Raw genomic sequence first — 22,474 nt, 5'->3', positions numbered from 1 at the left:
GTAGAGAGGGGCGATGAATCTTCCGGCTTTGTTTCCCCAGATCACCCGCGTTTTCATGATCCCGACGGCGACGACCTACGTGGGCGTCGAATGGGCGCGCGGTCGCCTCGATTCGTACGTCAGGTTCGGTGAGCACCTCGCTGAAATCACCCGAGTTTCGCGGGATTCTTCCGGCGCCCTGGAGTTTGTCGTTGATCCGGACAAGGTCAATGCGACCCTCATCCGCCAGTCCCGGGCGACGGAGCGAGGATCGAGCCGGAAGCTAGGGCCCCCCTACAACGCCGATGAGTCCCGGTTTATCGGACGGATCGAGGAGATCGCGAGCCAGACGGTCACGGAGCTGCGGGAACCCGGAAAATCGCAAGCCGCGACCGCAGGTTGGGCCATGATGACCGGAGCAAACATCGTCATCATGGGGGGGACGGCGATTCCTCAGTTTTTGGGCCTGGAGACCAAGAAGGCGCTACGATCCATTCTTTCGCGCGAAGCAGCCCAAGGCATCCCGGAGGATTTCGTTTTTGGAGCCGATGCCGATGACCGCCTCGGTGCGGGTGTCGTCACCGCTCTCCGGGTCTACCTCGGGCAGGAAAAACTCGGGCCGGAGAGGACGGATCTTGTCCCTCACCGTCTCCACCAGGAGTCCCACACCCTCGTGATAGGCGCCTTCGGCATTGATCCGCGCTGAACCCGTTTCAAGGAATCATTCGGGGATCTTTTCGACGGGAGCCGTCGGGACGGCGACGGGAAGGGTTGCTGTGCTGACGGTCGTCGTCCTCCACTCCCAGGTGGTCTCTGCGATGGCGGCGCCGTTCTTGCAGCGGAGGCTTCGGATCGTGGCCTGGTAGGCGGTGTCGGGAACGAGACCAACGGGTTCGCACGTGGCCGTCGTCCCCTCCTCCGAGATCACGAATCCGCATTGGAGGACGCTGTCCGGCGCATCCTTGGCCGTTACGAAGAAGGTCTCGCCGTTGACGCTCGCCGCGTCCACACTGCAGGAAAATCGCGCCTGGACGGCCCGGTCCAGGGGCACGGCATCCTCCGGCGTCGTGATGCCCGACCCATTGCGCGGCAGGACCTCCAGCACCGTGTTGTCGGGCAGTGTGCTGACGGGAAGGCAGTCGGTGTTGCGGGCGTCGAAATCGTCGGTGATGCCGTCCAGGTCGCAGTCAGGCTCGTCGATGTCGAGAATGCCGTCGTTGTCGTCGTCCGGGTCCTCCAGGTCGGGCAGCCCGTCCAGATCGGCGTCGTTTTGGGCGGCCGGCTCATTCTCCGGTAGCGATTGGCCGTCGTCGACCACGACGGTTCCGAGCGAGATGCCCACGCTCTCCTCGGCGATCTCCATGACGGGCGAGGGAAAGCGGTCGGGCGAATTGTGAAAGATCATCGATCCGACATCGATGTCCCCGAGCCGGAACCGGATCGAATAGGCCTTGTTGAAGAAAAGTTCGAGTTCGAACGAACAGTCGGAGGCGACGGGAAAAACCCATTCTTGTTTCCGGGAGTCGACGGCGACGATCGTGTCCGCCGGACAGGCGGCTTGGCTTGACAGGGAAGTCGAACCGACGGTCAAGGCGGCGTTCGGAGAGGCCGCGAGGCTGCCCACGATGCTCCGGCTCGGATTCCCCGCCTCCGAACCGCCGGTGGCCGAGCCGCAACCCCCCGCCCCCGCGATCCCCGCCCCCAAAAATGCGGCGAGGGCTGCAGCCATCAGGCTACGCCCCAAGATGGTGAAGGCCTTAATCATCAAGCCCCTATTTTAGGATCGGTTGCGTGAGCGGAAAGAGCTGAATGCTCATCAGGACAACCGATTCCGGCTTCTCCTCCAAGGACACAAACTTTAGAACCTCCTGGCGAAAGGCTTGTATCCTTTTTTTGAGTTCGGGTAGCTTATCTTTTGAAATTCCCAAAGTCACCGCGCTGATGTCCCGCTGCGCCGCCGGAATGACCGGCAGGACTTCCCGCGCCAATCCCAACACCGTCTGGTGATAGTTCATCAGGATCAGCGAGGCCACTTCCGGCCCGGTCGTGACCAGCACGCTGGTTTGTTTCCAACGTCGCGGTCCCACGCGGCGGATCAGCTTCAAATTTTCCAAGAGCTTGAGAGACTGCTCGGCCTGCTCCGGCAGAATGGGCGGATGGACCTTGCGCGCCAGCCACTCCACCGATCCGTCAAAATCCGGGGACGCGATCAACTCCCGAATCACGGGATGATACCATGTCGAATAATACTCGTATTGGTTTTTTTCCAGCGATTTCAGGTGGCTGAACTCTCGCGACTGCAGGAGGCGTTTGTAGAACAGGTTCTTTTCGTCGTGGCTCTTGGCCTGGGTGAAAAAGACAAGATTCCGAAGAAACTCCGCCTCGGGTTTGGCGAGCTTGAGGCCCACGACAAACTTGGCCAGCGAGTCCTCGGTGAGGTTCCGGGACCCGTCCATGACGAGCTTGAAGAAATTGGGCGACTGAAAGCCGGCCCTTTTGGAGAAGGCGCGGAAGGAGAACGGCCTTCCCGAACGCTTGGCCGCCTCGTACCAATCACGGAGATACGCCCGATAATCGAGATAGGCGTAGAGATTGACGGACTTTCCCCTCTCTTTCACGTTTAAGCTCCTCCGAAAGTCCTATGCCCTTCATCGCACCCGTAGCGTGTGTCTTAACTTCTAGATGTTTTTGGGAAAAAGCACAATTCCAGCGGTCAAGTTTCGAATACACATGAATACGGGAATGGAATTTGGTTTCCTCTTGGCGGGGGATTGGGTATAAGAAAACCCGCTTTGGGGGAGAGATGAACCTGACGCCGACGTTCTTTTGGGTTGCGACCGGTCTGGTGCTCATTATCGCCGAGATGTTCAGCTTGAGCCTCGTCCTGCTTTTCTTCGGCGTCGCCGCCCTCTTGGTCGCACTCGCCAAGTTCCTGGGCCTGAACAACCTCCCTTGGGAAATCGTCCTCTTCGCCGTGCTGGGCATTGGCAGCATGCTCCTTTTCCGCAACAAACTGAAGCAGAGCCTTCATACCCAAAGCGGGATATCCATCGACCAGAACGCCGTGATCATACTCACGGACGATATCCCCGCGCACGGAACGGCCTCCGTTACCTATCAAGGCGTGGCCTGGACGGCGGTGAACGAAACCGATTCAGATTTCAAAAAAGGAAACAAAGTATACGTACAGAGGACCGATGGGGTTAAACTCGTCGTCCTTCCCGAACCTGCCCAAGGGCATTAAGAACACCTAAGGAGAAGAGCTATGACCATTACTGCGATCGTATTCCTGATCTTCGCCGTCGTCATGTTCCTACGGACGGTCCGGATTGTCCCCCAGCAGACGGCTTACGTGGTCGAACGGCTGGGCAAGTACAGCCGGACCTTGGACGCGGGTCTCCACATCGTGCTCCCTTTCATCGAGAGCGTCCGCTACAAGCACAACCTGAAGGAAATCGTCTTGGACATCCCGGAACAGATCTGCATCACGCGGGACAACGTTCAGGTGGGCGTCGATGGAGTTCTTTTCTATCGCGTGATGGACCCGGCGAAGGCCTCCTATGGTGTCCACAATTACGCGATCGCCATCATCCAGCTCTCCCAGACCACGCTTCGCTCCGAGATCGGCAAGATCGACCTGGACCGCACGTTCGAAGAAAGAGAACACATCAACACCCAGGTCATCATGGCCCTGGACAAGGCCACCGACCCTTGGGGCGTGAAGGTCCTCCGCTACGAGATCAAGTCGATCACCCCTCCGCAGGACGTATTGGCCGCGATGGAAAAGCAGATGCGGGCGGAACGGGAGAAGCGCGCCGTCATTCTGACCTCCGAAGGAGAGCGCGACTCGAAGATCAACCGCGCCGAGGGTGTGAAGCAGGAAACGATCAAGAATTCCGAGGCCAACCGGCAGCAGCAGATCAACGAGGCCGAAGGGCGGGCGGCTGCGATCCTGGCCGTCGCCAAGGCGACCGCCGACGGGCTCAAGATGGTTTCCGACGTCCTCAAGGCTCCCGGAGGCTCCGACGCCGCGAAGCTTCGCGTGGCCGAAGAGTACGTGAAACAATTCGGCCAGCTCGCACGCCAGACCACGACCATGATCGTTCCCGCCAACGCGAGCGAGATGAGCGGGATGCTGGCCACGGCGTTTTCGGTGTTCGATAACGCCAGGGTGGGTAAGGTGGCTAAAGAATGATGCGTCCCCGCATGGCCTTCTTCTCGGAGTGGTGCTTCTTGTTGGCGCGCATCTTCTCTTTGGCTCGCCTTGAGCGCTTCCGCTTTTGACGGCGTGCCTTCTCGATCCGCTGCTTTTCTTCCGACTGAAGGCCCAGGACCTTCCGCTCGAGCTTTTCGCAAAGGAGCCGGCGCGCGAAGAAACGGTTCAACGCCTGGCTGCGGGATTCCTGGCACCGAACGATGATCCCGGACGGCGTGTGGCGGATCGAAACGGCCATGGACGTTTTGTTGATCTTCTGCCCCCCCGCCCCGCTCCCCTTCACGAAGTCTTCCAGAAGATCGGCCTCGCGGATGCCCAGGCGGGCCATCCGCTCCTCGAGCTGCCTTTGCTTTTCCGAAGAAACGGGGAAGAGCGGCACTAGCTTCCTTTACGAGCCGAAGCGAGCGCTGTCCAGCGGGAAGCTGGATGGTCAACCCAGTTTCCGCGCCATCTGAATGCGGACGTGATTCATGAGCGATTCGACGCCCGAGGGATTGCCCCGGAACGAGTCGACGGAGACCGGAGGGAGGACCTCCACGCTCATGCGGGCCTTCCGGTGCAGGAGGCGCGAGTTCTTCGGGATGGCGTTGACCGACCCTCTGATAACGAGGGGCAGGACGTCATGTCCCGACTCGACCGCCAGGCGAAAGGCGCCGATCTTGAAGGGGAGCATCTTCTTGCCGTCCGGGGAACGCGTCCCTTCCGGGAAGAAAAGCATCGAGGACCCCTTGGCGAGCCATTCCCGGCATCGGGAGAGGCACTTTTCGCGGCTTTCGTCGTTGCCGCGGTCGATGGGGACGTAGCCGTTCAGGCGCATGTTCCAGCCGATGAAAGGCGCGTTGAAGAGAGATTTTTTTGAGACCCACTTGAAGTGCAGGAAGGTGGCGAAGACGACGACGATGTCCGCTATCGACTGGTGGTTGGAAACGATCACGTAGGCCTTCTTCGGGTCCGCGTTCCGGAGGCCCCTGCGGGTTACGGACCAAAAGGGATTGGTCCAAATGTACATGGCGGCCCAGAAACACGAATATTGGTGGAGAATCCTGAGGTTCGGATCAAAGGGCCACGTGACGATCCGGAGGAGGACGGCCCCCAGGAAGAAGACGGCGGACGAGAGGATGAACCAGGCCCATAACAGGACGTTGATCGTGACGACTCCCACCTGAGCGAGGATTCGAAGCATTTCCGGAGTCAGCGTTTTACTTGCCCCGTTTTGTCATTTCCAGTACTTTCTCGATTGGGGAGACGATATGAAAACAAGAGTTTTTTTCGCAGCGGGACTGGCGGCGGTATTCTGCGCCGTGGTCCCCTTCCATGAATTGGCCGCTGAAAAGAAAGGGTCCGACGACGGCAAAACCGCTTGCCGTCTGTCATTCAGCCTCAAGAGCTGGTCGGTCTTTTATAAGTCGGGCAAGGGACAGGGGACCATTACCTGCGATAACGGCCAGTCTTCGCGCGTCAAGATTCGCACCCACGGCGGCGGTGTGACCTTTGGGGAGAGCCAGATCGAAGGCGACGGCACTTTCTCCAAGGTCAAGGACATCAAAGAGCTTTTCGGCGGTTACGCGGAGAGCGAGGCCCACGCCGGCGCCTCGAGTTCGGCGAACGCCAAGGCCCTTTGGAACGGCGACATCCTCCTCACCCTCTCCGGGACCGGCAAGGGCTGGGACCTGGGATTCTCCTTCGGCAAGTTCAAGATCATGGCCGAAAAGGACAAGAAAAAAGATTGAGCAAGAACTACATCACGCCCGCCGGCTTCAAGAAGCTTCAAGACGAGCTGAACCGCCTCCTGAACGACGAACGCCCGAAACTCTGCGAGGTGATCGCCTGGGCGGCCGGCAACGGGGACCGCTCCGAGAACGCCGACTACACCTACGGCAAGCGGCGCCTTCGTCAAATCGACAGCCGCGTGCGTTTTCTGACCAAGCGGATCGATGCGGCGGAGGTCGTCGATCCGGCCCAAAACCCCTCGGAACGGGTCTTCTTCGGGGCGACGGTGACGGTGCGGGACGAGGACGGCGAGGAGAAAACCTACACCATCGTCGGCGCCGACGAGATCGACCTGGGGAGGAACCGCGTCAGCTGGGTCTCCCCCCTCGCTTCTGCCCTCTTGAAAAAAAAGGCCGGCGATGTCGTCGAGTTCCGCTCGCCCAAGGGGCTTCGGGAGTTGGAGATCGTCGACATCCGGTATGAGGCGGTGGTCTGACCCGCCGGTCCCGTCATGGCCCTCATCAGCCTACAAAACGCCAGCAAGTCTTACGCGCACCGCGCGCTCTTCGAGGACATCTCGTTTTCGATCGAGGACGGAGAGCACGTGGGCCTCATCGGCCCCAACGGGGCGGGCAAATCCACGCTCCTTAGGATCCTCGCTGGCCGCGAGACGGCGGACGATGGGCGGGTCATTCCGCGCAAGGGCCTGAGGATCGGTTTCTTGGAACAGGTCCCCTCGTTCCGCGACGGGGCGACGGTCGAATCGGCGATCCGCGACGGGCTGGAGGGCGATCATCTGTCCGGCGGCGACGAATCGCACGCCCTGGTCGCGGAGCAGATCGCGAAGCTCTCCCTTTCGTCCTTTTCACCCGGGCAGCCTGTCATCCTTCTTTCCGGAGGGTGGCGGAAGCGGGTCGCCCTGGCGCGCGAGCTGATCCGGCGGCCCGAGATCCTCCTGTTGGACGAACCCACCAACCACCTGGACGTCGAGAGCATCTACTGGCTTGAGGAGCTGCTCGCCCGCTCGGACTTTGCCACCTTGACCGTCACCCACGACCGCCTGTTTCTTCAGCGAGTGGCGACGCGCATCTTGGAACTCGACCGGCGGAACCCCAAGGGGCTCTTGAGCGTGCGTGGGACGTATGCCGATTACCTGGAGACCAAGGAGCAGCTTCTCGCCTCCCGGGAGCGCCAGGAGCAGGCCCTCAGGAACACGCTTCGACGGGAGACTGAATGGCTCCGGCGCGGCCCCAAGGCACGCACCACCAAACAACAGGCCCGTATCCAACGGGCCGAAGGGCTTCAAAGGGACGTCGCGGACCTTGAAGCGCGCAATCAATCACGCACCGCGGGGATCGATTTTCAGCAGAGCCGCCGTTTGCCCAAGAAGCTGTTGGAAGCAAAGTGCATCTCGAAATCCTACGGGGGACGGGTCCTCTTCGAGGGATTCGACCTCACCCTTTCGCCTGGATCGCGGATCGGTCTGCTGGGCCGGAACGGTTGCGGCAAGTCCACCTTGATCCGCGTCTTGCTGGGCCAGGAAAAGCCGGATTCCGGAGACATCTTCCGATCCGAGCAGTTCTTCGTCGCGTACTTTGAGCAGAACCGGGAATCCCTGGATCCCAACGCGACGGTCGCCAAGACCCTGGCCCCGGCGGGAGACCAGGTCGTCTACCGCGGCAACGCCCTGCACATCCGAAGCTATTTGGACCGTTTCCTCTTCACCAGGATCCAGGCCGACATGCCGGTGGCCAAACTCTCCGGCGGCGAGCAGAGCCGGTTGCTCATCGCCAAGCTCATGCTGACGGAGGCCAGCGTCCTGGTCCTGGATGAACCCACGAACGACCTGGACCTGGCGACCTTGGACATCCTTCAGGGATGCCTCGAGGAGTTCAGCGGCTCCGTCCTGCTCGTCACGCACGACCGGTACTTTCTGGACGCCGTTTCGAACAAGATCTTGGCCTTTCCCTTGAGTGACGAAGGGCCGCGGACCCTCCTCGCCTTCGCAGACCTCGCGCAGTGGGAGGAATGGAGGGAGGCGCAGAGAGGCGTGTCCAAGCCCCAGGTCGATTCGTCCCCGCGCCCCACTCCGCCCCCGCCGGCGAAGCCCCAAAAATCCAAGAAACGAAGCTACAAAGACCAGCTTGAATTCGATTCCATGGAGTCCCGCATCCACGAGGCGGAGTCGGCCCTGGAGCGCCTGACCGCCGAGGCGGAAGAAAACGCCTCGAACGCCGCCCGCCTCGTGGATCTTACGCGTCAAATTGAAGAAACCAGGTCCGAGATCGACCGGCTCTACGCCCGCTGGGCGGAGCTGGAATGACCGGCGAGTAAACCCTTGCCTTTCCTGGTACAATCAGCCAGTTTGCCGGACCTTTTTAGAGGATCGCCATGAAACCGACCGCCACCAACCCGGGGCTCCGCAATATCGCCATCATCGCCCACGTCGACCACGGCAAGACGACGCTCGTGGACTTCATGCTCAAACAGAGCGGGACATTCCGCGAAAACCAGGCCGTCGACGACCGCGTCATGGACAGCATGGACCTGGAGCGCGAGCGCGGGATCACCATCGCCGCCAAGAATTGCTCGATTTTCTGGAAGGGCACGAAGATCAACATCATCGATACCCCCGGCCACGCGGACTTCGGCGGCGAGGTTGAGAGGGGGCTGAAGATGGTGGACGGGGCCATTCTTCTCGTCGACTCCTCGGAAGGCCCCCTCCCCCAGACGCGGTTCGTCCTCAAGAAGGCCCTTGAAGCGAAGCTCAAGATCCTGGTCGTCGTGAACAAGATCGACCGGAAGGACGCCCGTCCCAAGGAGGTCTTGGACGAGGTCTACAGCCTCTTCATCGACCTGGACGCCAACGACGAGCAGATCGACTTCCCGGTCCTCTATGCGATCGGCCGCGAAGGCATTGCGCAGAAGACGCTGGAAGAAAAAGGCGTGAATCTGGTGCCTCTCTTCGATCTTATCCTGGACGAAGTCCCGGCGCCGACTTATGACCCGGCGGAGCCCTTCCAGATGCTGGTCACGAATCTCGCCTACTCCGACTACGTGGGCCGGCTCGCCATCGGCCGCGCCGTCAACGGAGGCGCGAAGAAGAACGAGACGCTCGTCTGCATCGGCCGGGACGGCGCGCCGCGCACGCTGAAAGTCACCAGCCTCCAGGTCTACGATGGCGTCCGGTACCGGGACGTCGAGGCCTTCGAGCCCGGCGACGTCGTCATCCTCTCGGGAATAGAAAACGTGGAGATCGGAGACACCATTTGCACCTCCGAGTCCCCCAAGGCCTTGAAGCGCATCACCGTGGACGAGCCCACCGTCTCCATGAAGTTCATGATCAATACCTCGCCCTTCTCGGGCAAGGAGGGCAAACTCGTTCAATCCCGGAAGATCCTCGAACGTCTCCAGAAAGAAACCCTCCACAATGTCGCCCTTAAAGTCGAGGAAGGAGAGAGCTCCGATACCTTTCTCGTCAAGGGCCGCGGCGAATTTCAGATGGCGATCCTGATCGAAACCATGCGCCGCGAGGGATTTGAGCTCGCGGTCAGCCGTCCCGAGGTCATCATGAAGGAACAGAACGGGGTCGCCACCGAGCCGATCGAGCACCTCTTCGTGGACATCCAGGAGGACTTCACCGGCGTGGTCACTGAAAAGCTGTCCCGGCGGCTCGGCCGGATGATCAACATGGTGAACCACGGCTCCGGGCGCGTTCGGCTGGAGTTCTCCGTTCCGTCCCGCGGTCTCATCGGTTACCGGAACGAGTTTCTGACGGATACCAAGGGGACCGGCCTCATGAACTCGTACGTCATGGGCTACGAGCCTTACCGCGGCGACATCAAGAGCCGCGTGACGGGTTCCTTGGTCTCGGACCGGCAGGGGGAAACGGTCATTTACGGCCTCTTCCACCTGGAGCCTCGTGGCACTCTTTTCGTCGAGGCGGGCGTGCCCGTCTACGAGGGCATGATCATCGGGGAGAACAACCGGGAACAGGACTTGGACGTCAACCCCTGCAAGGAAAAGAAACTCTCCAACATGCGCGCCAGTGGCAAGGATGAGGCGCTCACGCTGACTCCCGTTCTCCCGATGACCCTTGAGCGGGCGATCGAGTTCATCCGCGACGACGAGCAGGTGGAAGTGACGCCCAAGTCCATCCGCATTCGCAAAAATATTCTTCAGGCCAACCAACGCTAGACCGCCAAATCCGGACGGAGGGGTCCGATTCTTCGGTCGTTTTCAAACGACTCGGCCCGATTTTCCTCATGAATTGTCAGGCATGCCGTTTGCTCATCCCCCCGCAGGAGGATTTATGAACGCATTGTCGCCCATCTTCTATCAACTCGCGCCCCGCATCCGGGAGGAAGGTCCCTCGGAGGCGGTTCGAAAGGCGGATCCGAAAGGCATTCTCGCCTCGGGGAATCTCCATCCCGGCTTCCGGAACAAATTGGAGAAACTCATCGAAAGGGCCGCCCAAAACGGGCTTCAGGTTCTGGTCCACGAGGGTTACCGGAGTCCCGAGGCGCAAGCGAGGATCCCCGCCGGCAACACGCGCGCCAAGCCGGGGTATTCGTTTCACAACTACGGTCTCGCGGCCGACGTCGTCTTCGCCGACGAGCGCGGGCGTCCGTCGTGGAGCGAGCGCCATGACTGGCAGGCTCTCGGCCGTCTCGGCAAGGAGCTGGGGCTCGAGTGGGGCGGGGACTGGAGCCGGATCGTGGATCGCCCCCACTTCCAGTACGTGCCGAGCCGCGAAATCGGGGAAGTGAGACGTCTCCATGAAGAAGGGGGAATGCCGAAGGTTTGGAACGCATACTGAGTTGAAATTGAGGGGGCGAAGGGGTAAGATTCGCGATCATCTCAAAGGAGGGAGGATCGCTATGGGAAAACAAACACTGAGGGTCTTGGCGGGAGTGGTCTTCGGTCTCGCCGGACTGACAGGACTCGCAAGGGACCTTCGGGCCGTGGAGGTCAAGTCCGCCGAGCCCCTGACGTTCTACGGGGTTGAAATGAAACGGGACGGAGAAATCTCGCTCAAGGAGTTCGAGAAATTCGCCCGCTCACACGGGCAGGCCAACTTCGTCGTCTCCAAGTCACCCTTCGTGGATTATGAGGGGACGGGGGACGTGATCCTGGCGAGCTACGAGACCGACCGCGCCGCGGCCGAGAAACTCGCCGAGGAGATCCCGGGCAAGGGCAAGGTCTTGGAGATTCGGGTGCAGCCCGTCGCCGTCTCCGAAAAGCGCGGCGTGGCCGTCTTCAAGCTTCCCCTGCTGCGCACGGAAAAATCGATGGACGGAGACGTCTGGATCCGCGCCGGGAAAAGGGAACCCCAGCAAATCGAAAAACGCGTCGTTTTAGGGTCTCTCGAACCGAACATCTCCGGCCTCTTCAAGTTTGTCGGGTTCTCCGACCGGGAGAGCGCCCTCGTCTATTGCCTGGATGAATGCCAGCGCTACGACCTCGTGAGCGGCAACAAGACCCCCGAAAAGAAGATCAACAGCGTCGAGGCGGCCGGTATCCACCGCTCCGTCGACGGTCTCCTCGCCAAGGAAGGACAGGAGGCCTGCAAGGGCCAGATGTTGGGGGACTTCATTCAGAATGCGGAGAAGAGCGGTTATTACCGCGGGGTCTGCAAAGCCAAGGGCACGCTGCCGGTTCTGGAGGTTCGCCTCAAGAGGGATTCCGGGCGCTGGCAGGTGATCAATCACACCTGGCAGCAGCGTTAGATCAGCCCCACTTCCTTCAACCACTTTGCCACGAGGGCGACGGGGAGGCCGATGACGGCTTCTTCGTCGCCCTCGATATTTTCGATAAAGAGCCGCCGCGCCGCCCCCTGTACCGCGTACGCCCCGGCCTTGCCGAGAGGCTCTCCCGTATCGACGTAGGCCCTGATTTCCCCCTCGGACATGGGCCGAAACGTCACGCGCGCCGTCTCCACGTCATGCCGGCGGATCCTTTGCGTCTTGAGGTCGAGAAGCGCGACGGCGGTATGGACTTCATGCGTGCGGCCCGCCAGTCTTTTGAGGATGCGGAAGGCGTCCTCAGCATCCCTGGGCTTGCCCAAAATCTCCCCCTCGCAGGAGATCAGGGTGTCGGCGGCGAGGACCCAGCCCTCCCCCACCGTCTTCCGGAGAACCTCGCCGGCGGACTTGGCCTTTCCCTCGGCGAATAGGAGGCATTCATCGCGGGGAGGCAGCGACGTGGGTGTCTCCTCGAACGGCGGCGCGACGACGACGAAAGGAATCTTCAGGCGGCTCAAGAGGTCCTTGCGGCGCGGCGACGTGGAGGCGAGGTAAAAAGAAGGAATCATCTCATGCGGTGGTCCGGAGGCGCCGGACGGCCGCCGTGATAAAACCCACGGCAGCGGCATCCCGGGGGGATGGGTTCCAACCCCTCCGTTTGAGTTCCTGAAGGACGATATCATCGTCCCTGGCAGCGAACAAGCCCATGCCTTCGTCGTGCGAAATCCGCGCCGCCAGGCTCTTGAGCTCGTCGTCGGTCAAGCCAAAGTGGGCAAAGAGGTACGCCCCGATCAACAAGGCGTTCAGCTGGACGAGTTCGATTTGAAATCGATCATAAGCCACATGGACCGTGGCACTGCCCGTCGTCATCGAATCGACACGGCCGTCCGCGTCTTCTTCCAAGATGCAAAAGGGACGGATCTCGCTCTTTGGCACGCGGATGCTCGCGCCGAAACCGTCGATCACCTCCAGCCAAGGATCCTCCGATTTTGGCGGCGCGTCATGGAGCTCTCGGAGTCCCGTCTCTCCTGCGATCTGGATCCGATCCGTGAGGCCAGCGGCAAAAAGGCCGTCTACCATCGCGAAGGTCTCCAGGAGATGCAGGAGGCCGAAGAGATCATTCGCCGGATCGAACGGCGCCCCGAAGAGGCTCAAGTCCTGGGGAATCAGGAAAAAATCGCCCGGAGACAGCGTTCCCTGACCCGCATAGAGCGTGGCGGCGAGGAGCGGATGTATCCGGCTCCAGCGGTCGTGGAGCAAGCGCGCGGCGGTGCCGGCGTAGGAACGGACGATTTCGTCAATCTTGCCGGTCGCCTGGTCGAGCCAAGCCGGATGGACCGCCGCGCGATACTCGCCCTCGGAGGCGAAGAAGCGGAATTCGGGGTCCCGGGAGGCAAAATACGGGCGTCTGCCGGCGATCCAAGTGGCCAGCCCCTCGGGATTCCCCGCCCGGACGCCGATGTCGGTCGTCGATGCGTCCATCGTGAGCGGAAGTTGGATGCCCCCGGCCGGATCGATCCAGACCGGCACGAGGGGGTTTACGAACACCCGCGGCGTGCCGGAGAGCGCATAGGGAGGCAGCGAGAGCGGAATCCGAAACACGGGGCGTCATCGACGCGCCGCGGGAGAGGTTGCTAGCTTCCGCGACGAGCTGTGTCATCCAACCGGACCCGGGTGAGGACGGGATCGTGGTCGGACAGATGAAACCCGCCCTCCGAGGACCAGAAGTCATCCCGAGGGACTGAAGATTCCAAGGCAGTCCACTCGGGGCCGTGCAGGATGTAATCCAGCTGCCGGGCCTGGGGACGCTCCGGGCGGGGCGCGCCCAATTTCTCCTGATAGGGGTTCGGATCGCGGTAGGTCGGGCCCTTTCCGGAATCGGCAAGCCCGAGCGAGGACAACATAGAGTCGTATTCCGGGGTTCCGCCGATGACGTTGAAATCACCGAGGCAAAGGGTGGGCCGGGCGAAGAACTCCAGGGCCTTGCGCGTCTTGTCGATCTGGTTGCCCCGCGCCTCGCGCGCCTTGGCCGACTCCCCTTCCTGGTAATGCCCCAGGGAGACGCGTACCCGGCTGCCGTTCGGCAGTTCGACGAGTGACCACAGAACCCCCTTGCCGGCCAGGTGCTCCCAATCCGCCCGGACCGGGTGCGGCAGGAAGAGCGAAGAAACGATCGGATACCGGCTCAGGAAGAGGAGCCCCGCCCCCCAGACAGGACCCGACCGGAGGATCGCCGACAAGGCGCGCCCAATCCGGTCTTCCGTCAGGTAGGGTGAAAGATACTCGGCGAGCCCCGTCGCGAGACCGGTCTTGGCGACGCTGTAATGCCGCCGCGTGAAGTGGCCGACCGCCCCGTCGATGCGCGGCGCCAGGCGCGGCCAGCCTTCGTAGGTCCTCTCCAGCAAACGGCCGATCCCGGGCGCCGAAGGGGAGGTCGCCGCGTAGGGGTAGCGGCCGGAGAGTTCCCTCAGGAGGCGCTCGCGGGTGTCGTCGTCCCAAATCTCCGTCAACCCGACGATATCCGCGCCCGTTCCAAGCACGGAGGAGCCGATTTGCGGAACCCTCTCCGCGTCATGAAAATAAAAATCGGTCTCCCTCAACGAGCCGTTCACGAAAAATCGGGCCGTCTGCCCGAAGAGGTGGGCATTGTAAGTGAGCGCCGTAATTGTGACTGACGCTTCTACCACGGCCTCGCTATCGTCGAAAATGGCGAAAAGTTGCTCCCTTGCCACAACGCGCAATGACGCAGTATAAGTGTTTTATGACGCAGCACTCCGGCCGCTTGAGCGGCTTCTGGAACACGCTTTCGCGGCCCATCATCGCCCTCTCCCCCATGGATGGCGTGACGGACTTCGCCTGCCGGGCCATCGCCGCGCGGCATGGACGGCCGGACGTGATTTTTACCGAATTCACCACGGCCGTCGGCATGTTTTACGCGCCGGAAAAGGTCCTGCGGGATTTTGAGTATTCGGAGGCCGAGCGGCCGATCGTCGCCCAGGTGTACGGAAACCATCCGGACGACTTTTACCGGTCGGCTCATGTCGTCGCGGAGTTGGGTTTTGACGGCCTCGACATCAACATGGGTTGCCCCGCCAAGCAGGTGACTCAAAAAAACTGCGGGGCCGCCCTCATCCGTGTGCCGGATCTGGCGCTTGAAATCATCCGCGCGACGCGGGCGGGACTCCAGGACTGGTCCCGAGGGCAGTCGTTGGAGGACCTGAAGGTTCCCGAAAAGGTGATCACCGTCGTCCGACACATGAACCACAGACGAAGCGGTCGCCAGGAGGGAGGCGAAGGCCGCCGCCGTTTGATCCCGTACTCCGTCAAGACCCGCCTGGGCTACGACGAGATCGTCATCGAGCGTTGGGTGGAGACCCTCTTGACGGAGAGCCCCGCGGCCATTTCGATCCACGGCCGGACGCTCAAGCAGATGTACCGTGGACCCGCTCGATGGGACGCCATCGCCCGGGTCGCCGGCATCGCGCGCGGCAGCGGCACCCTGATCCTGGGCAACGGGGACGTTTCTTCGCGCGCGGAAGCCCTTCGCAGGATCGCGGAGACCGGCGTGGACGGGGTCCTGATCGGCCGCGCGAGCATGGGCAATCCGTGGATTTTCGCTGGCCGGGAAGCGGCCAAGCCGGAGCGGATTTCCGTGGCCCTGGAGCATGCACGCTACTTTGTCGACGGGCGTGGAGAGCGCGAGTTCAAGGCGGTTCGCAAGCACATGGTGGGCTATCTCAAGGGGTTTCCGGATGCGGCTGCGCTTCGCATGAAGGCCCTCAACACGCTCACCTTGGAACAGCTTTCCCAAGTCCTGGACCAGGCCGGCTAGGAGGAACGCTTGTAATAGAGCCGGTTCATCTCGTCGGCCTTGGCCTTCAGCTCGGCCCGGAAATCGGGATGGGCTACGGCGATCAGCCTTTCGGCGCGGAGCTCATCGGGAACGCCGTAGAGGTCGGCGATGCCGTATTCGGTGACGATGTACTGGACGTAATGCCGGGGCGTGCTGACGATGCTTCCCGGAGGAAGCGCGGGTACGATGTTCGAGATATTCTTCCCATCCACGTTCGCTGTCGATTTGATGCAGAGGATGCTGCGTCCGCCCTCCGAGGCGTAGGCCCCCTGCACGAAAAGCAATTGTCCTCCGACGCCGCTGTATTGCTTGAGACCGATCGCTTCGGAGGTGACCTGCCCGTTGAAGTCGATCATGAAGCCCGAATTGATGCTGGTCATGTTGCGGTTCTTCGCGATCACGTGGGGATCGTTCACGACGGAGACCGGGAGGCAAATCGCCTGACGGCGGTTCCGGCCTTTTCTTTCGTCCAGGAAATCGTAGAGGGATTGGGAGCCGAGGGCGAAGGTAAAGACGCTTTGTCCCTGAAAAGTCCCCTTGCCTCGGTTCGAAACCTTTCCCGATTCGACGAGCTTCAGAAATCCATCCGAGACGAGTTCCGAATGGACCCCAAAGTCTCCCAAGGGGCCGGCCGCCAGAAGCGTCGCCACGTGGTTAGGAATCCCGCCGATCCCGAATTGAAGGGTGTCTCCCGAGCGGATGAGGCTCAGGACGTTGTCGGAGATCTTTTTCTCGACGTCGGTGGCCTCGGACGGCGGCACCTCAATCTGGGCCTGATCGGACTCGAAATAGACATCGATCTCGTCCAGGCGGATCTTGTTGTCGCCGTGTCCCGGCGCGCCATAGACGACCGGCATCGTGGGATTCACCTCGGCGATCCCGAGCCGGTCCTTGTCGCGGCAGGCGAGCCGAAACGGGACGTCGGCGGCCGCGCCGTGTGTCCCGAACGTGACGTGGCCCTCCGAGTCGGGGACGGAAACCGTCGTGGCGACAACGCGCGAGGGGCGCTTCTTTTCGATGATCTCGAACCCTATGAAGTCGGCGGGCAAGTAATCCACGTGCGCCCCCTGCTCGTTCAGGAAACGCTCGACGGGCCCATAGTAACCGCTGGTGGTATAGACGTGCGGGTCCTTCAGGACGGGGTATGGAAAGGCTAGAAGCCCGGTGAAGATCTCCAGCCTCTCCCAATCCGTCCGGTTGGAAAGCGCGGAGAGGAGCCCCATGGGTTGACCCGTCGCCAGGGGAACGGCGAGGCGGTCCCGAGTCCGGAAAAGGCTCAAGACTTCGGAAAGGGACTTTTTATTGTTGCCCACTGTTGACGAATCGTCCCATGTCCATGAAGGGCAAGGTGTTCCCCATCATGATTCCCGGCAGGGCCCCGTTCCACTTCTTGACGGCCTCGAGCTGGACCAGGCCCTGATTCTGTTTCAAGGCCTCGGATTGGATGCGGATGGCCTCGGCCTCCGCCGTAGCCTGGGCGATCCGCTGCTCGGCCTCGACCTGGATGCGGCGCAGGTCGTTCTGGGCCTTCAAGGCATTCTGCTCGGCGATCTGCTTTTCGTCGATGGCGCGCTCGAAGGTTTCGGAGAACTCGAAATCGACGATGGAGAAGTCGTCCACCGCCATGAAGCTGGGGTGCAGGCGCGCCACGAGCGTTGCCTTGATCTCCTCCTTCACCTTGGGCCGTTCGGAGACGAGTTCCGCGGCCGTAAACTTGGCGGTGGCGGCTTTCACGGATTCCTGGATCGCCGGCGAAATGATCCGGATCTCGTAATCAACCCCGATTTCTTGCAAGAGCCGGTGAACGTTCTTCGGATCGAGGTGGTAGTTGAGGGCGATCTTCGTGTCGACGTTCTGAAGATCCTTCGAGTACGAAGGAGCGTTCACCTCGATCTTGTGCGTCTTGACATCCACGACGATGACCTTTTCGACGATCGGCATCCGGAAGGAAAGCCCCTCGTCCAGGATACGGTCCTGGACGGCGCCGAACCGCGTGACCACGCCTCGCTCGCCGGGGCCGATGGTCACGAAGGGATTCAGCCACGTGACGATGATGAGAACGAGAAAGACCCCGACGACCCACTTGATGACCTTGAATGCACCGCTGGCGCTGCCGGTTCCGTCCGCCATGACCCCTCCTTGAGTTTCGTGGGGGGAAAATAGGGGCAATCGACAAAAAACGCAACGAGTTCGAGCCGACGTCGATGAAGGGCCTATACCAAGGAGTGAATCGTGCTGGCCCTCGCGGGATGCGGAATCAGAGCCGTTGCGCTCGGCGTGGACAACCTTCTCCTGGGGGCATCGTCCGCCTCCCCTTCCGAGCTGCCCTTCTTTCGCGCCCAAATCTTCCATCGAATGGTTCTGGACCCCAAGAACGACCCCCTCTCGCCCCTTTTTGCGAGCCGGGACGGTGTGGCCGCGCAAGCGCCGGGGATATTGGCCCCCTTTTTCGGCGGCGTCGAGCCGACGCCCGTGACGGTGAAGGCCTCGATCCTTAAGGACTACGAGGGCTCAGCTTTTCTCCGTGCGGATCTGGAGGAGATGTCGAAGGCGGGCGTGCTCCTCGCAGTTTGGGACAATTGCCTGTCCGGAACCACCTCCCGGATCCATCACTTGATCGACCATCATTACGGGGGTCTTTTTCCAAGATCGCGCCGTTTCCTCTCGACCAGCTATCGCATGCCCTTGGGCCAGCGGGAGTTTTTGGAACTGGTCCTCGAGAGGCTGGGAGTGACGTTGGATGAACTGTTGATCGTGACGGCCAACCCCGGCCAGAGGGACTACGCCCTTCGCTGCGGGGCGGCCTCGCTTCTCTTGAGGCCTTTCGATGGGGCCGCGCCCGCTCCCTCCCTCCTTGCCTCCCTGGCCACGTACTTGGGAGGCCCCATCCACGACCCGGTGGCTTTCATGAGGGCGATGAACGACTGCGTGAACGACCCCGAAGTTGACCGCAAGGTCCGGTCCCTGCCGAAAAACCACCCCTTCCAGGACGATGTCCGCTTTGTCCGCGAGGAGATCATGAAAAGAGACTCCGCTTGCGGCGCGATCGTTTCCGACGTCCATTGCTTCCTGGTCGATCAGAGGATGCACGCCGAAGGCGGATTGACGGGCATTCTGGAGGGGATTCCGCCGCCTCCGCACTTCAAATCCGCGGAAGCCATCGGCCGGGACATCTTGGATTTGGCCGACGGCTACCTCGCCCAGGTGGAGAGACGCATCCCGGAACTGGCCCGGTCGGCCGTCGTCGACTTGATCAAGGAGGTCGCGTCCCTCTGCAAGATCACGGATGCCTCTTTTCTGGCCACCGGCATCGTCCAGGAGATCGAAAGGCGCCTGCGGACCCACATCACCCTGAACCGGAGGCTTTACGTCGACGAGGCGAGGGTCTTCCATGAAGACGAATGGTTCGAGTTGGCGGATATCTTTCTCGTCGACCATGACGCTCTGGACCGGCGGTATGAGAAATGGATCGTCGACACCGAGCGGGCCTTCCGAGAAATGGCGGCAAGAAAAGAGGATGCGAAGGCCGTCCGCCGCCTGGTCAAGGAGCGATTGGTCGACGACCTGATCCTCACCGTCATGGAATTGGAAATGATGGTCCGGTCGTTCGAAGAGGGCCAACCCAGACCCAAGCTCTTTCCGCGCCACCACGGCGCCAAGAACCGGGCGGCCACCCTCACGTTGAACATCGGCGACAAGCAGATGTGGAAGGAGTCGATGCTGACCGTCAAGACGGTCCACGGGTGGGCGCAATGGATGGTCAGGAGGCAGCTTCGGCACGCGAAGGAATTCGGCGTCGACCTGAAGTTCACCTATTCAAAGGATGCGAGCGTTCCCTCCCTCGAGCTTTCGGATCTTTCCGAGCTGGAGCGCGAGTCCCTGGACGACATCCTGACCGAGCTCATCACCAACGCGGTGAAATACCGCAGATCAAACGGGATCCCCGAGGTGAGGGTCGAGGTCACCGAGGGCGAAGGAGCGATCGTCTTTCGGGTGGAGGACAACGGAATGGGGATTGGGGACGTGGAACGGGTCTTGGAGGGCTTCCGCGAACACCCGGAGGAGACCGAGGGCTACGGCGGAGGGCTGGCCTCCGTCACCCGTCATTTGAAGAGCCATCCCGGCTGGGAGCTTTCAGTTCAATCGCAGGTGGGGGTCGGCAGCCTCTTCCTCCTCAAGGCCGTCCTCCAGGATCAGGAGGGGCAGAGGAAGCGCCTTTCCTCCTCCGGGTTTCCCGCGCTCTGAAATCGCCTTGTCTTCAACGCCGTCGTGATGCAACAGTCATCGCATACGCCATGGATGCGAACGCGACCCACGTCGTGAAGATTGACCGCATCGCGAACGAGCTACGCTCGCGCGACGCCAAGGCCGGTCCCCTGTCGCTTCAGAAGGGCGGCGTTTCCCACTTCGTCCCCAATCCCAACGACCCGAAACACAGGGACCGGAAGATCAACGTCCGCGACCTGAATGAAATTCTCGAGATCGATCCGGGGGCGAAGACCTGCACGGCCGAACCCGGCGTCACCTTTGAAAGGCTGGTTCGGGAGACTCTGAAGCGGGGTTTGGCCCCGATGCTCGTGCCGGAGCTCAAGACCATCACGATCGGCGGAGCCGTCTCCGGCTGCTCCGTCGAGTCCATGTCCCACAAGTACGGCGGCTTCCACGATTCCTGCCTGGAATACGAGGTCATCACGGCCGCGGGCGACGTGCTCTCCTGCTCCCCTTCGGCGAACGCGGATGTCTTCCACATGATCCACGGCTCTTATGGAACGCTGGGGATCATCTCGAAGCTGAAGTTCCGCCTGATCGACGCCAAACCCTTCGTCCGGATGGACTACGTGACGTACAAGACCTTCGGGGACCTGACGAAGGGGGTATTGGAGCAAACGGACGCCGACTTCATCGACGCGATCGTCCACTCCCCGGACAGGAACGTTCTCTGCGCGGGAACCTTCATGGAGGCCCCGCCCACCGGGGTCAGGCCGAGCGACTACACCTGGTTGAACGTCTTTTACAAGAGCACGCGGGAAAAGACCCGGGACTACCTCACGACCTACGATTATTTCTTTCGCTACGACACGGAGTGCCACTGGCTCTCTCGCACGGTGCCCGGCCTGGAGACCAAGCTTCTGAGGTTCCTCCTCGGCAAGTTCCTTCTCGGTTCGACGAACCTCCTCACCTGGTCCAAGCGTCTGGCGCCCCTGCTGAAGTTCGACAAGCGCCCGGACGTCGTCGTGGATGTCTTTATTCCCGTGAACCGGTTGGAAACCTTCATGCGGCAATACCGGGAGAAGATCGGCTACTACCCGCTTTGGGTGGTCCCCTACCGCCGCGTCCAGCCCTACCCCTGGATTCATCCCGACTACGACAAGGCGATCGGCGACCGGATGTTCTTCGACCTGGCCGTCTATGGACTTTCGAACAGGGACCGGAAGGCCAACTATTACGAGATTCTGGAGGAGATGACGTACGAATGCCGCGGCATCAAGACTCTGATCTCGCACAATTTCTACGACCGCGGGAGGTTTTGGACGATCTACAACCGTCCGGAATATGAAAGAATCAAGAAGCGGACGGACCCGGACAATTTCTTCCGCGATCTGTACGACAAGTTTCATTTCAATCTGAGGGAGGCCTCCCCGTGAACCTCGAAACGCTCGGGCAAACCCTCGCCCTCCGGGCCTTCGGGCTGTTGCAGGTCCCTCTCATCTATTACGTGCGCCCATCGGTGGTGCGGCTGAGCGACGACGAGGCCGTCGTCAGGATCCCGCTGGGTTACCGGACCCGGAATCACCTCAAATCGATGTACTTCGGAACGCTTGCCGTGGGCGCGGACTGCGCGGGAGGCCTGCTGGCGTTTCATTTGATCAAAAAAGCGAAGGCGAAGATCTCAGTGGTCTTCAAGTCGTTCCGCGCGGATTTCCACAAGAGACCGACGGGGGAGGTCCATTTCACCTGCCGGGACGGGGCGAGGATACGAAAGCAGATCCGGGAGACCCTCAAGGCCGGAAAACGCACGAACCGGTCCATCGTCATCACCGCAACGACGCCCAAGGTCTCCGGCTTGGAGCCGGTGGCGACCTTCGAACTGACGCTGTCCCTAAAAAAGGCCGCGTAGGGGCCCCTACTGGATTTCAAACACGTACAGATCCCCGTCGTGGTCCTCGGGCAGAAAATAATAGCGAAGCTGGTCGCCGGTCTGTTCGAGGGCCATGGGATTCCGGGTCATGAGGATTTTTTTCAGGGTGCGCGGAATGAAGCTCACATCCTGGATCAGGTCGAAGTCCAGCAGGTCCACCACGGCGAGTCCCCCGTTCGCGTTCGCCCGCGTTCCCGAGCAGAGCATGGCGGGCCCGCGCAGATATTTGCAGTCCTGGTAGGAATACTCGTCAACCTCGTTCAGGACCTTCCGGATGAGCCTGCCGTTCGGGGTCCATTCGTAAAAGGCCTGCGCATCCCAGTTCATGCCGACGAGGGTTCCGACCTCCCGGTTAAAGACCACGGCGCCGATATGGTCCTCCACGCGGAAGGCCTCGACGGCCTTGAGCGTCGCTGGATTGATCTTGTAGATGATGGACCGGCTGCGGGGACGGTATTCGGCCACGGGCACCCAGATGGACTGGCCATCGAAGTCGATGCCGCCGGGGTGGTACATCTGCCCCTCCCCCAGCGTCGTTTGGCGGAGGAGATTGCCTTCGAGGTCGAACTCGAAAAAGTGGCCGATCCCCTTCCCCTCGCCCTTTTCCTGCACCTCGACGGACGAAAGGTAAAACCGGTTTCCGATCTTGACCAGTCCCTGCGGATGATGCGTATCGAACTTGGGTCTGACTCTCTCGATCAAGTGCCAGACGGCGGGTTTGGCATCGGCGCGGACCGCCGCTATGGACAGGACCAAGTCAATGACGAGAAGGGTCAACGAGGCGCGTTTCATGAAGAATTATTATCATATCGGAACGATCGAGAAAACGAAGC

23 protein-coding genes are annotated in these 22,474 nt (G+C 61.3%); 13 read left to right on the top strand and 10 right to left on the bottom strand.

The features are described 5' to 3' along the window. Positions 1–13 precede the first annotated feature (13 nt). Positions 14–685 carry a hypothetical protein gene (locus tag VLJ37_11045; protein ID HSA60207.1) on the top strand — a complete coding sequence of 224 codons (672 nt, stop codon included), beginning with the start codon at positions 14–16 and terminating at the stop codon, positions 683–685. Positions 686–700: 15 nt separating this feature from the next. Here VLJ37_11045 and VLJ37_11040 read toward each other — a convergent pair whose 3' ends face one another. Beyond that, positions 701–1,744, bottom strand: a complete 1,044-nt coding sequence (locus VLJ37_11040) for an Ig-like domain-containing protein (GenBank protein ID HSA60206.1) — start codon at positions 1,742–1,744, stop codon at positions 701–703. 7 nt (positions 1,745–1,751) lie between these two features. Next, the gene (locus tag VLJ37_11035) at positions 1,752–2,597 is read right to left on the bottom strand and encodes a TIGR02147 family protein (protein ID HSA60205.1); all 846 of its coding nucleotides are present in this window, start codon (positions 2,595–2,597) and stop codon (positions 1,752–1,754) included. A 185-nt stretch (positions 2,598–2,782) separates the two neighbouring features. Here VLJ37_11035 and VLJ37_11030 point away from each other — a divergent pair, with 185 nt between their 5' ends. Both VLJ37_11030 and VLJ37_11025 read left to right on the top strand, forming a co-directional pair. Then, a complete protein-coding gene (locus VLJ37_11030) occupies positions 2,783–3,223 on the top strand; it encodes an NfeD family protein (protein ID HSA60204.1) in 441 nt (146 codons plus the stop codon). A 21-nt stretch (positions 3,224–3,244) separates the two neighbouring features. Then, positions 3,245–4,174 (top strand): stomatin-like protein, encoded by a 930-nt coding sequence (locus VLJ37_11025; protein HSA60203.1) that lies wholly within the window; start codon positions 3,245–3,247, stop codon positions 4,172–4,174. Here the strand turns inward: VLJ37_11025 and VLJ37_11020 are convergent. Together VLJ37_11020 and VLJ37_11015 are read right to left on the bottom strand one after the other, a co-directional pair. After that, a complete protein-coding gene (locus tag VLJ37_11020; GenBank protein HSA60202.1) occupies positions 4,164–4,574 on the bottom strand; it encodes a peptide chain release factor-like protein in 411 nt (136 codons plus the stop codon). The genes VLJ37_11025 and VLJ37_11020 overlap by 11 nt on opposite strands. Before the next feature lie 51 nt (positions 4,575–4,625). After that, entirely contained in the window at positions 4,626–5,378 is a 753-nt protein-coding gene (locus VLJ37_11015; GenBank protein ID HSA60201.1) for a lysophospholipid acyltransferase family protein, read from the bottom strand. Positions 5,379–5,445: 67 nt separating this feature from the next. Here VLJ37_11015 and VLJ37_11010 point away from each other — a divergent pair, with 67 nt between their 5' ends. The 6 genes from VLJ37_11010 to VLJ37_10985 all read left to right on the top strand — a co-directional run bounded on the left by VLJ37_11010 (position 5,446) and on the right by VLJ37_10985 (position 11,634). Continuing rightward, a complete protein-coding gene (locus VLJ37_11010) occupies positions 5,446–5,925 on the top strand; it encodes a hypothetical protein (protein HSA60200.1) in 480 nt (159 codons plus the stop codon). After that, positions 5,922–6,401: a transcription elongation factor GreB gene (gene greB / locus VLJ37_11005; protein ID HSA60199.1), complete on the top strand. Its 480-nt coding sequence runs from the start codon at positions 5,922–5,924 to the stop codon at positions 6,399–6,401. Before VLJ37_11010 ends, greB begins: the two co-directional genes overlap by 4 nt. A 15-nt stretch (positions 6,402–6,416) precedes the next feature. Continuing rightward, positions 6,417–8,228, top strand: a complete 1,812-nt coding sequence (locus VLJ37_11000; GenBank protein ID HSA60198.1) for an ABC-F family ATP-binding cassette domain-containing protein — start codon at positions 6,417–6,419, stop codon at positions 8,226–8,228. 68 nt (positions 8,229–8,296) lie between these two features. Further along, positions 8,297–10,102, top strand: coding sequence for a translational GTPase TypA (gene typA / locus VLJ37_10995; protein HSA60197.1), 1,806 nt, complete (start codon positions 8,297–8,299; stop codon positions 10,100–10,102). 115 nt (positions 10,103–10,217) lie between these two features. Next, complete coding sequence (locus VLJ37_10990; protein ID HSA60196.1) at positions 10,218–10,724, top strand: M15 family metallopeptidase; 507 nt, start codon at positions 10,218–10,220, stop codon at positions 10,722–10,724. 61 nt (positions 10,725–10,785) lie between these two features. Next, a complete protein-coding gene (locus VLJ37_10985; protein HSA60195.1) occupies positions 10,786–11,634 on the top strand; it encodes a hypothetical protein in 849 nt (282 codons plus the stop codon). On the opposite strand, the gene VLJ37_10980 is transcribed toward VLJ37_10985, so the two are convergent. The 3 genes from VLJ37_10980 to VLJ37_10970 are packed head-to-tail and all read right to left on the bottom strand — an operon-like array spanning position 11,631 to position 14,336. Beyond that, entirely contained in the window at positions 11,631–12,218 is a 588-nt protein-coding gene (locus VLJ37_10980; protein HSA60194.1) for a Maf family protein, read from the bottom strand. The genes VLJ37_10985 and VLJ37_10980 overlap by 4 nt on opposite strands. Position 12,219: 1 nt before the next feature. After that, positions 12,220–13,251, bottom strand: a complete 1,032-nt coding sequence (locus tag VLJ37_10975) for a hypothetical protein (protein HSA60193.1) — start codon at positions 13,249–13,251, stop codon at positions 12,220–12,222. Between the two features lie 32 nt (positions 13,252–13,283). Further along, positions 13,284–14,336, bottom strand: coding sequence for an endonuclease/exonuclease/phosphatase family protein (locus VLJ37_10970; GenBank protein ID HSA60192.1), 1,053 nt, complete (start codon positions 14,334–14,336; stop codon positions 13,284–13,286). 74 nt (positions 14,337–14,410) lie between these two features. Between VLJ37_10970 and VLJ37_10965 the strand changes: the two genes are divergently transcribed. Next, positions 14,411–15,481, top strand: coding sequence for a tRNA-dihydrouridine synthase (locus VLJ37_10965; protein HSA60191.1), 1,071 nt, complete (start codon positions 14,411–14,413; stop codon positions 15,479–15,481). Here VLJ37_10965 and VLJ37_10960 read toward each other — a convergent pair. Continuing rightward, positions 15,478–16,815, bottom strand: a complete 1,338-nt coding sequence (locus VLJ37_10960) for an acetyl-CoA hydrolase/transferase C-terminal domain-containing protein (protein HSA60190.1) — start codon at positions 16,813–16,815, stop codon at positions 15,478–15,480. The two genes, VLJ37_10965 and VLJ37_10960, sit on opposite strands and share 4 nt — an antisense overlap. Further along, complete coding sequence (locus VLJ37_10955; protein HSA60189.1) at positions 16,802–17,632, bottom strand: prohibitin family protein; 831 nt, start codon at positions 17,630–17,632, stop codon at positions 16,802–16,804. Before VLJ37_10955 ends, VLJ37_10960 begins: the two co-directional genes overlap by 14 nt. Before the next feature lie 102 nt (positions 17,633–17,734). Between VLJ37_10955 and VLJ37_10950 the strand changes: the two genes are divergently transcribed. The 3 genes from VLJ37_10950 to VLJ37_10940 are packed head-to-tail and all read left to right on the top strand — an operon-like array spanning position 17,735 to position 21,620. Beyond that, on the top strand, positions 17,735–19,747 hold the full coding sequence (locus VLJ37_10950; GenBank protein ID HSA60188.1) for a sensor histidine kinase: 2,013 nt from the start codon (positions 17,735–17,737) through the stop codon (positions 19,745–19,747). A gap of 50 nt (positions 19,748–19,797) precedes the next feature. After that, positions 19,798–21,147, top strand: a complete 1,350-nt coding sequence (locus tag VLJ37_10945) for an FAD-binding oxidoreductase (GenBank protein HSA60187.1) — start codon at positions 19,798–19,800, stop codon at positions 21,145–21,147. Further along, positions 21,144–21,620 (top strand): DUF4442 domain-containing protein, encoded by a 477-nt coding sequence (locus VLJ37_10940; protein ID HSA60186.1) that lies wholly within the window; start codon positions 21,144–21,146, stop codon positions 21,618–21,620. Before VLJ37_10945 ends, VLJ37_10940 begins: the two co-directional genes overlap by 4 nt. Positions 21,621–21,626: 6 nt before the next feature. Here VLJ37_10940 and VLJ37_10935 read toward each other — a convergent pair whose 3' ends face one another. Beyond that, the gene (locus VLJ37_10935; protein ID HSA60185.1) at positions 21,627–22,433 is read right to left on the bottom strand and encodes a DUF6454 family protein; all 807 of its coding nucleotides are present in this window, start codon (positions 22,431–22,433) and stop codon (positions 21,627–21,629) included. Between the last annotated feature and the right edge of the window lie 41 nt (positions 22,434–22,474).

Source organism: bacterium (assembly GCA_035454885.1).
Lineage (GTDB): Bacteria > UBA10199 > UBA10199 > JACPAL01.
This window is presented reverse-complemented; position numbering and strand designations above follow the sequence as displayed.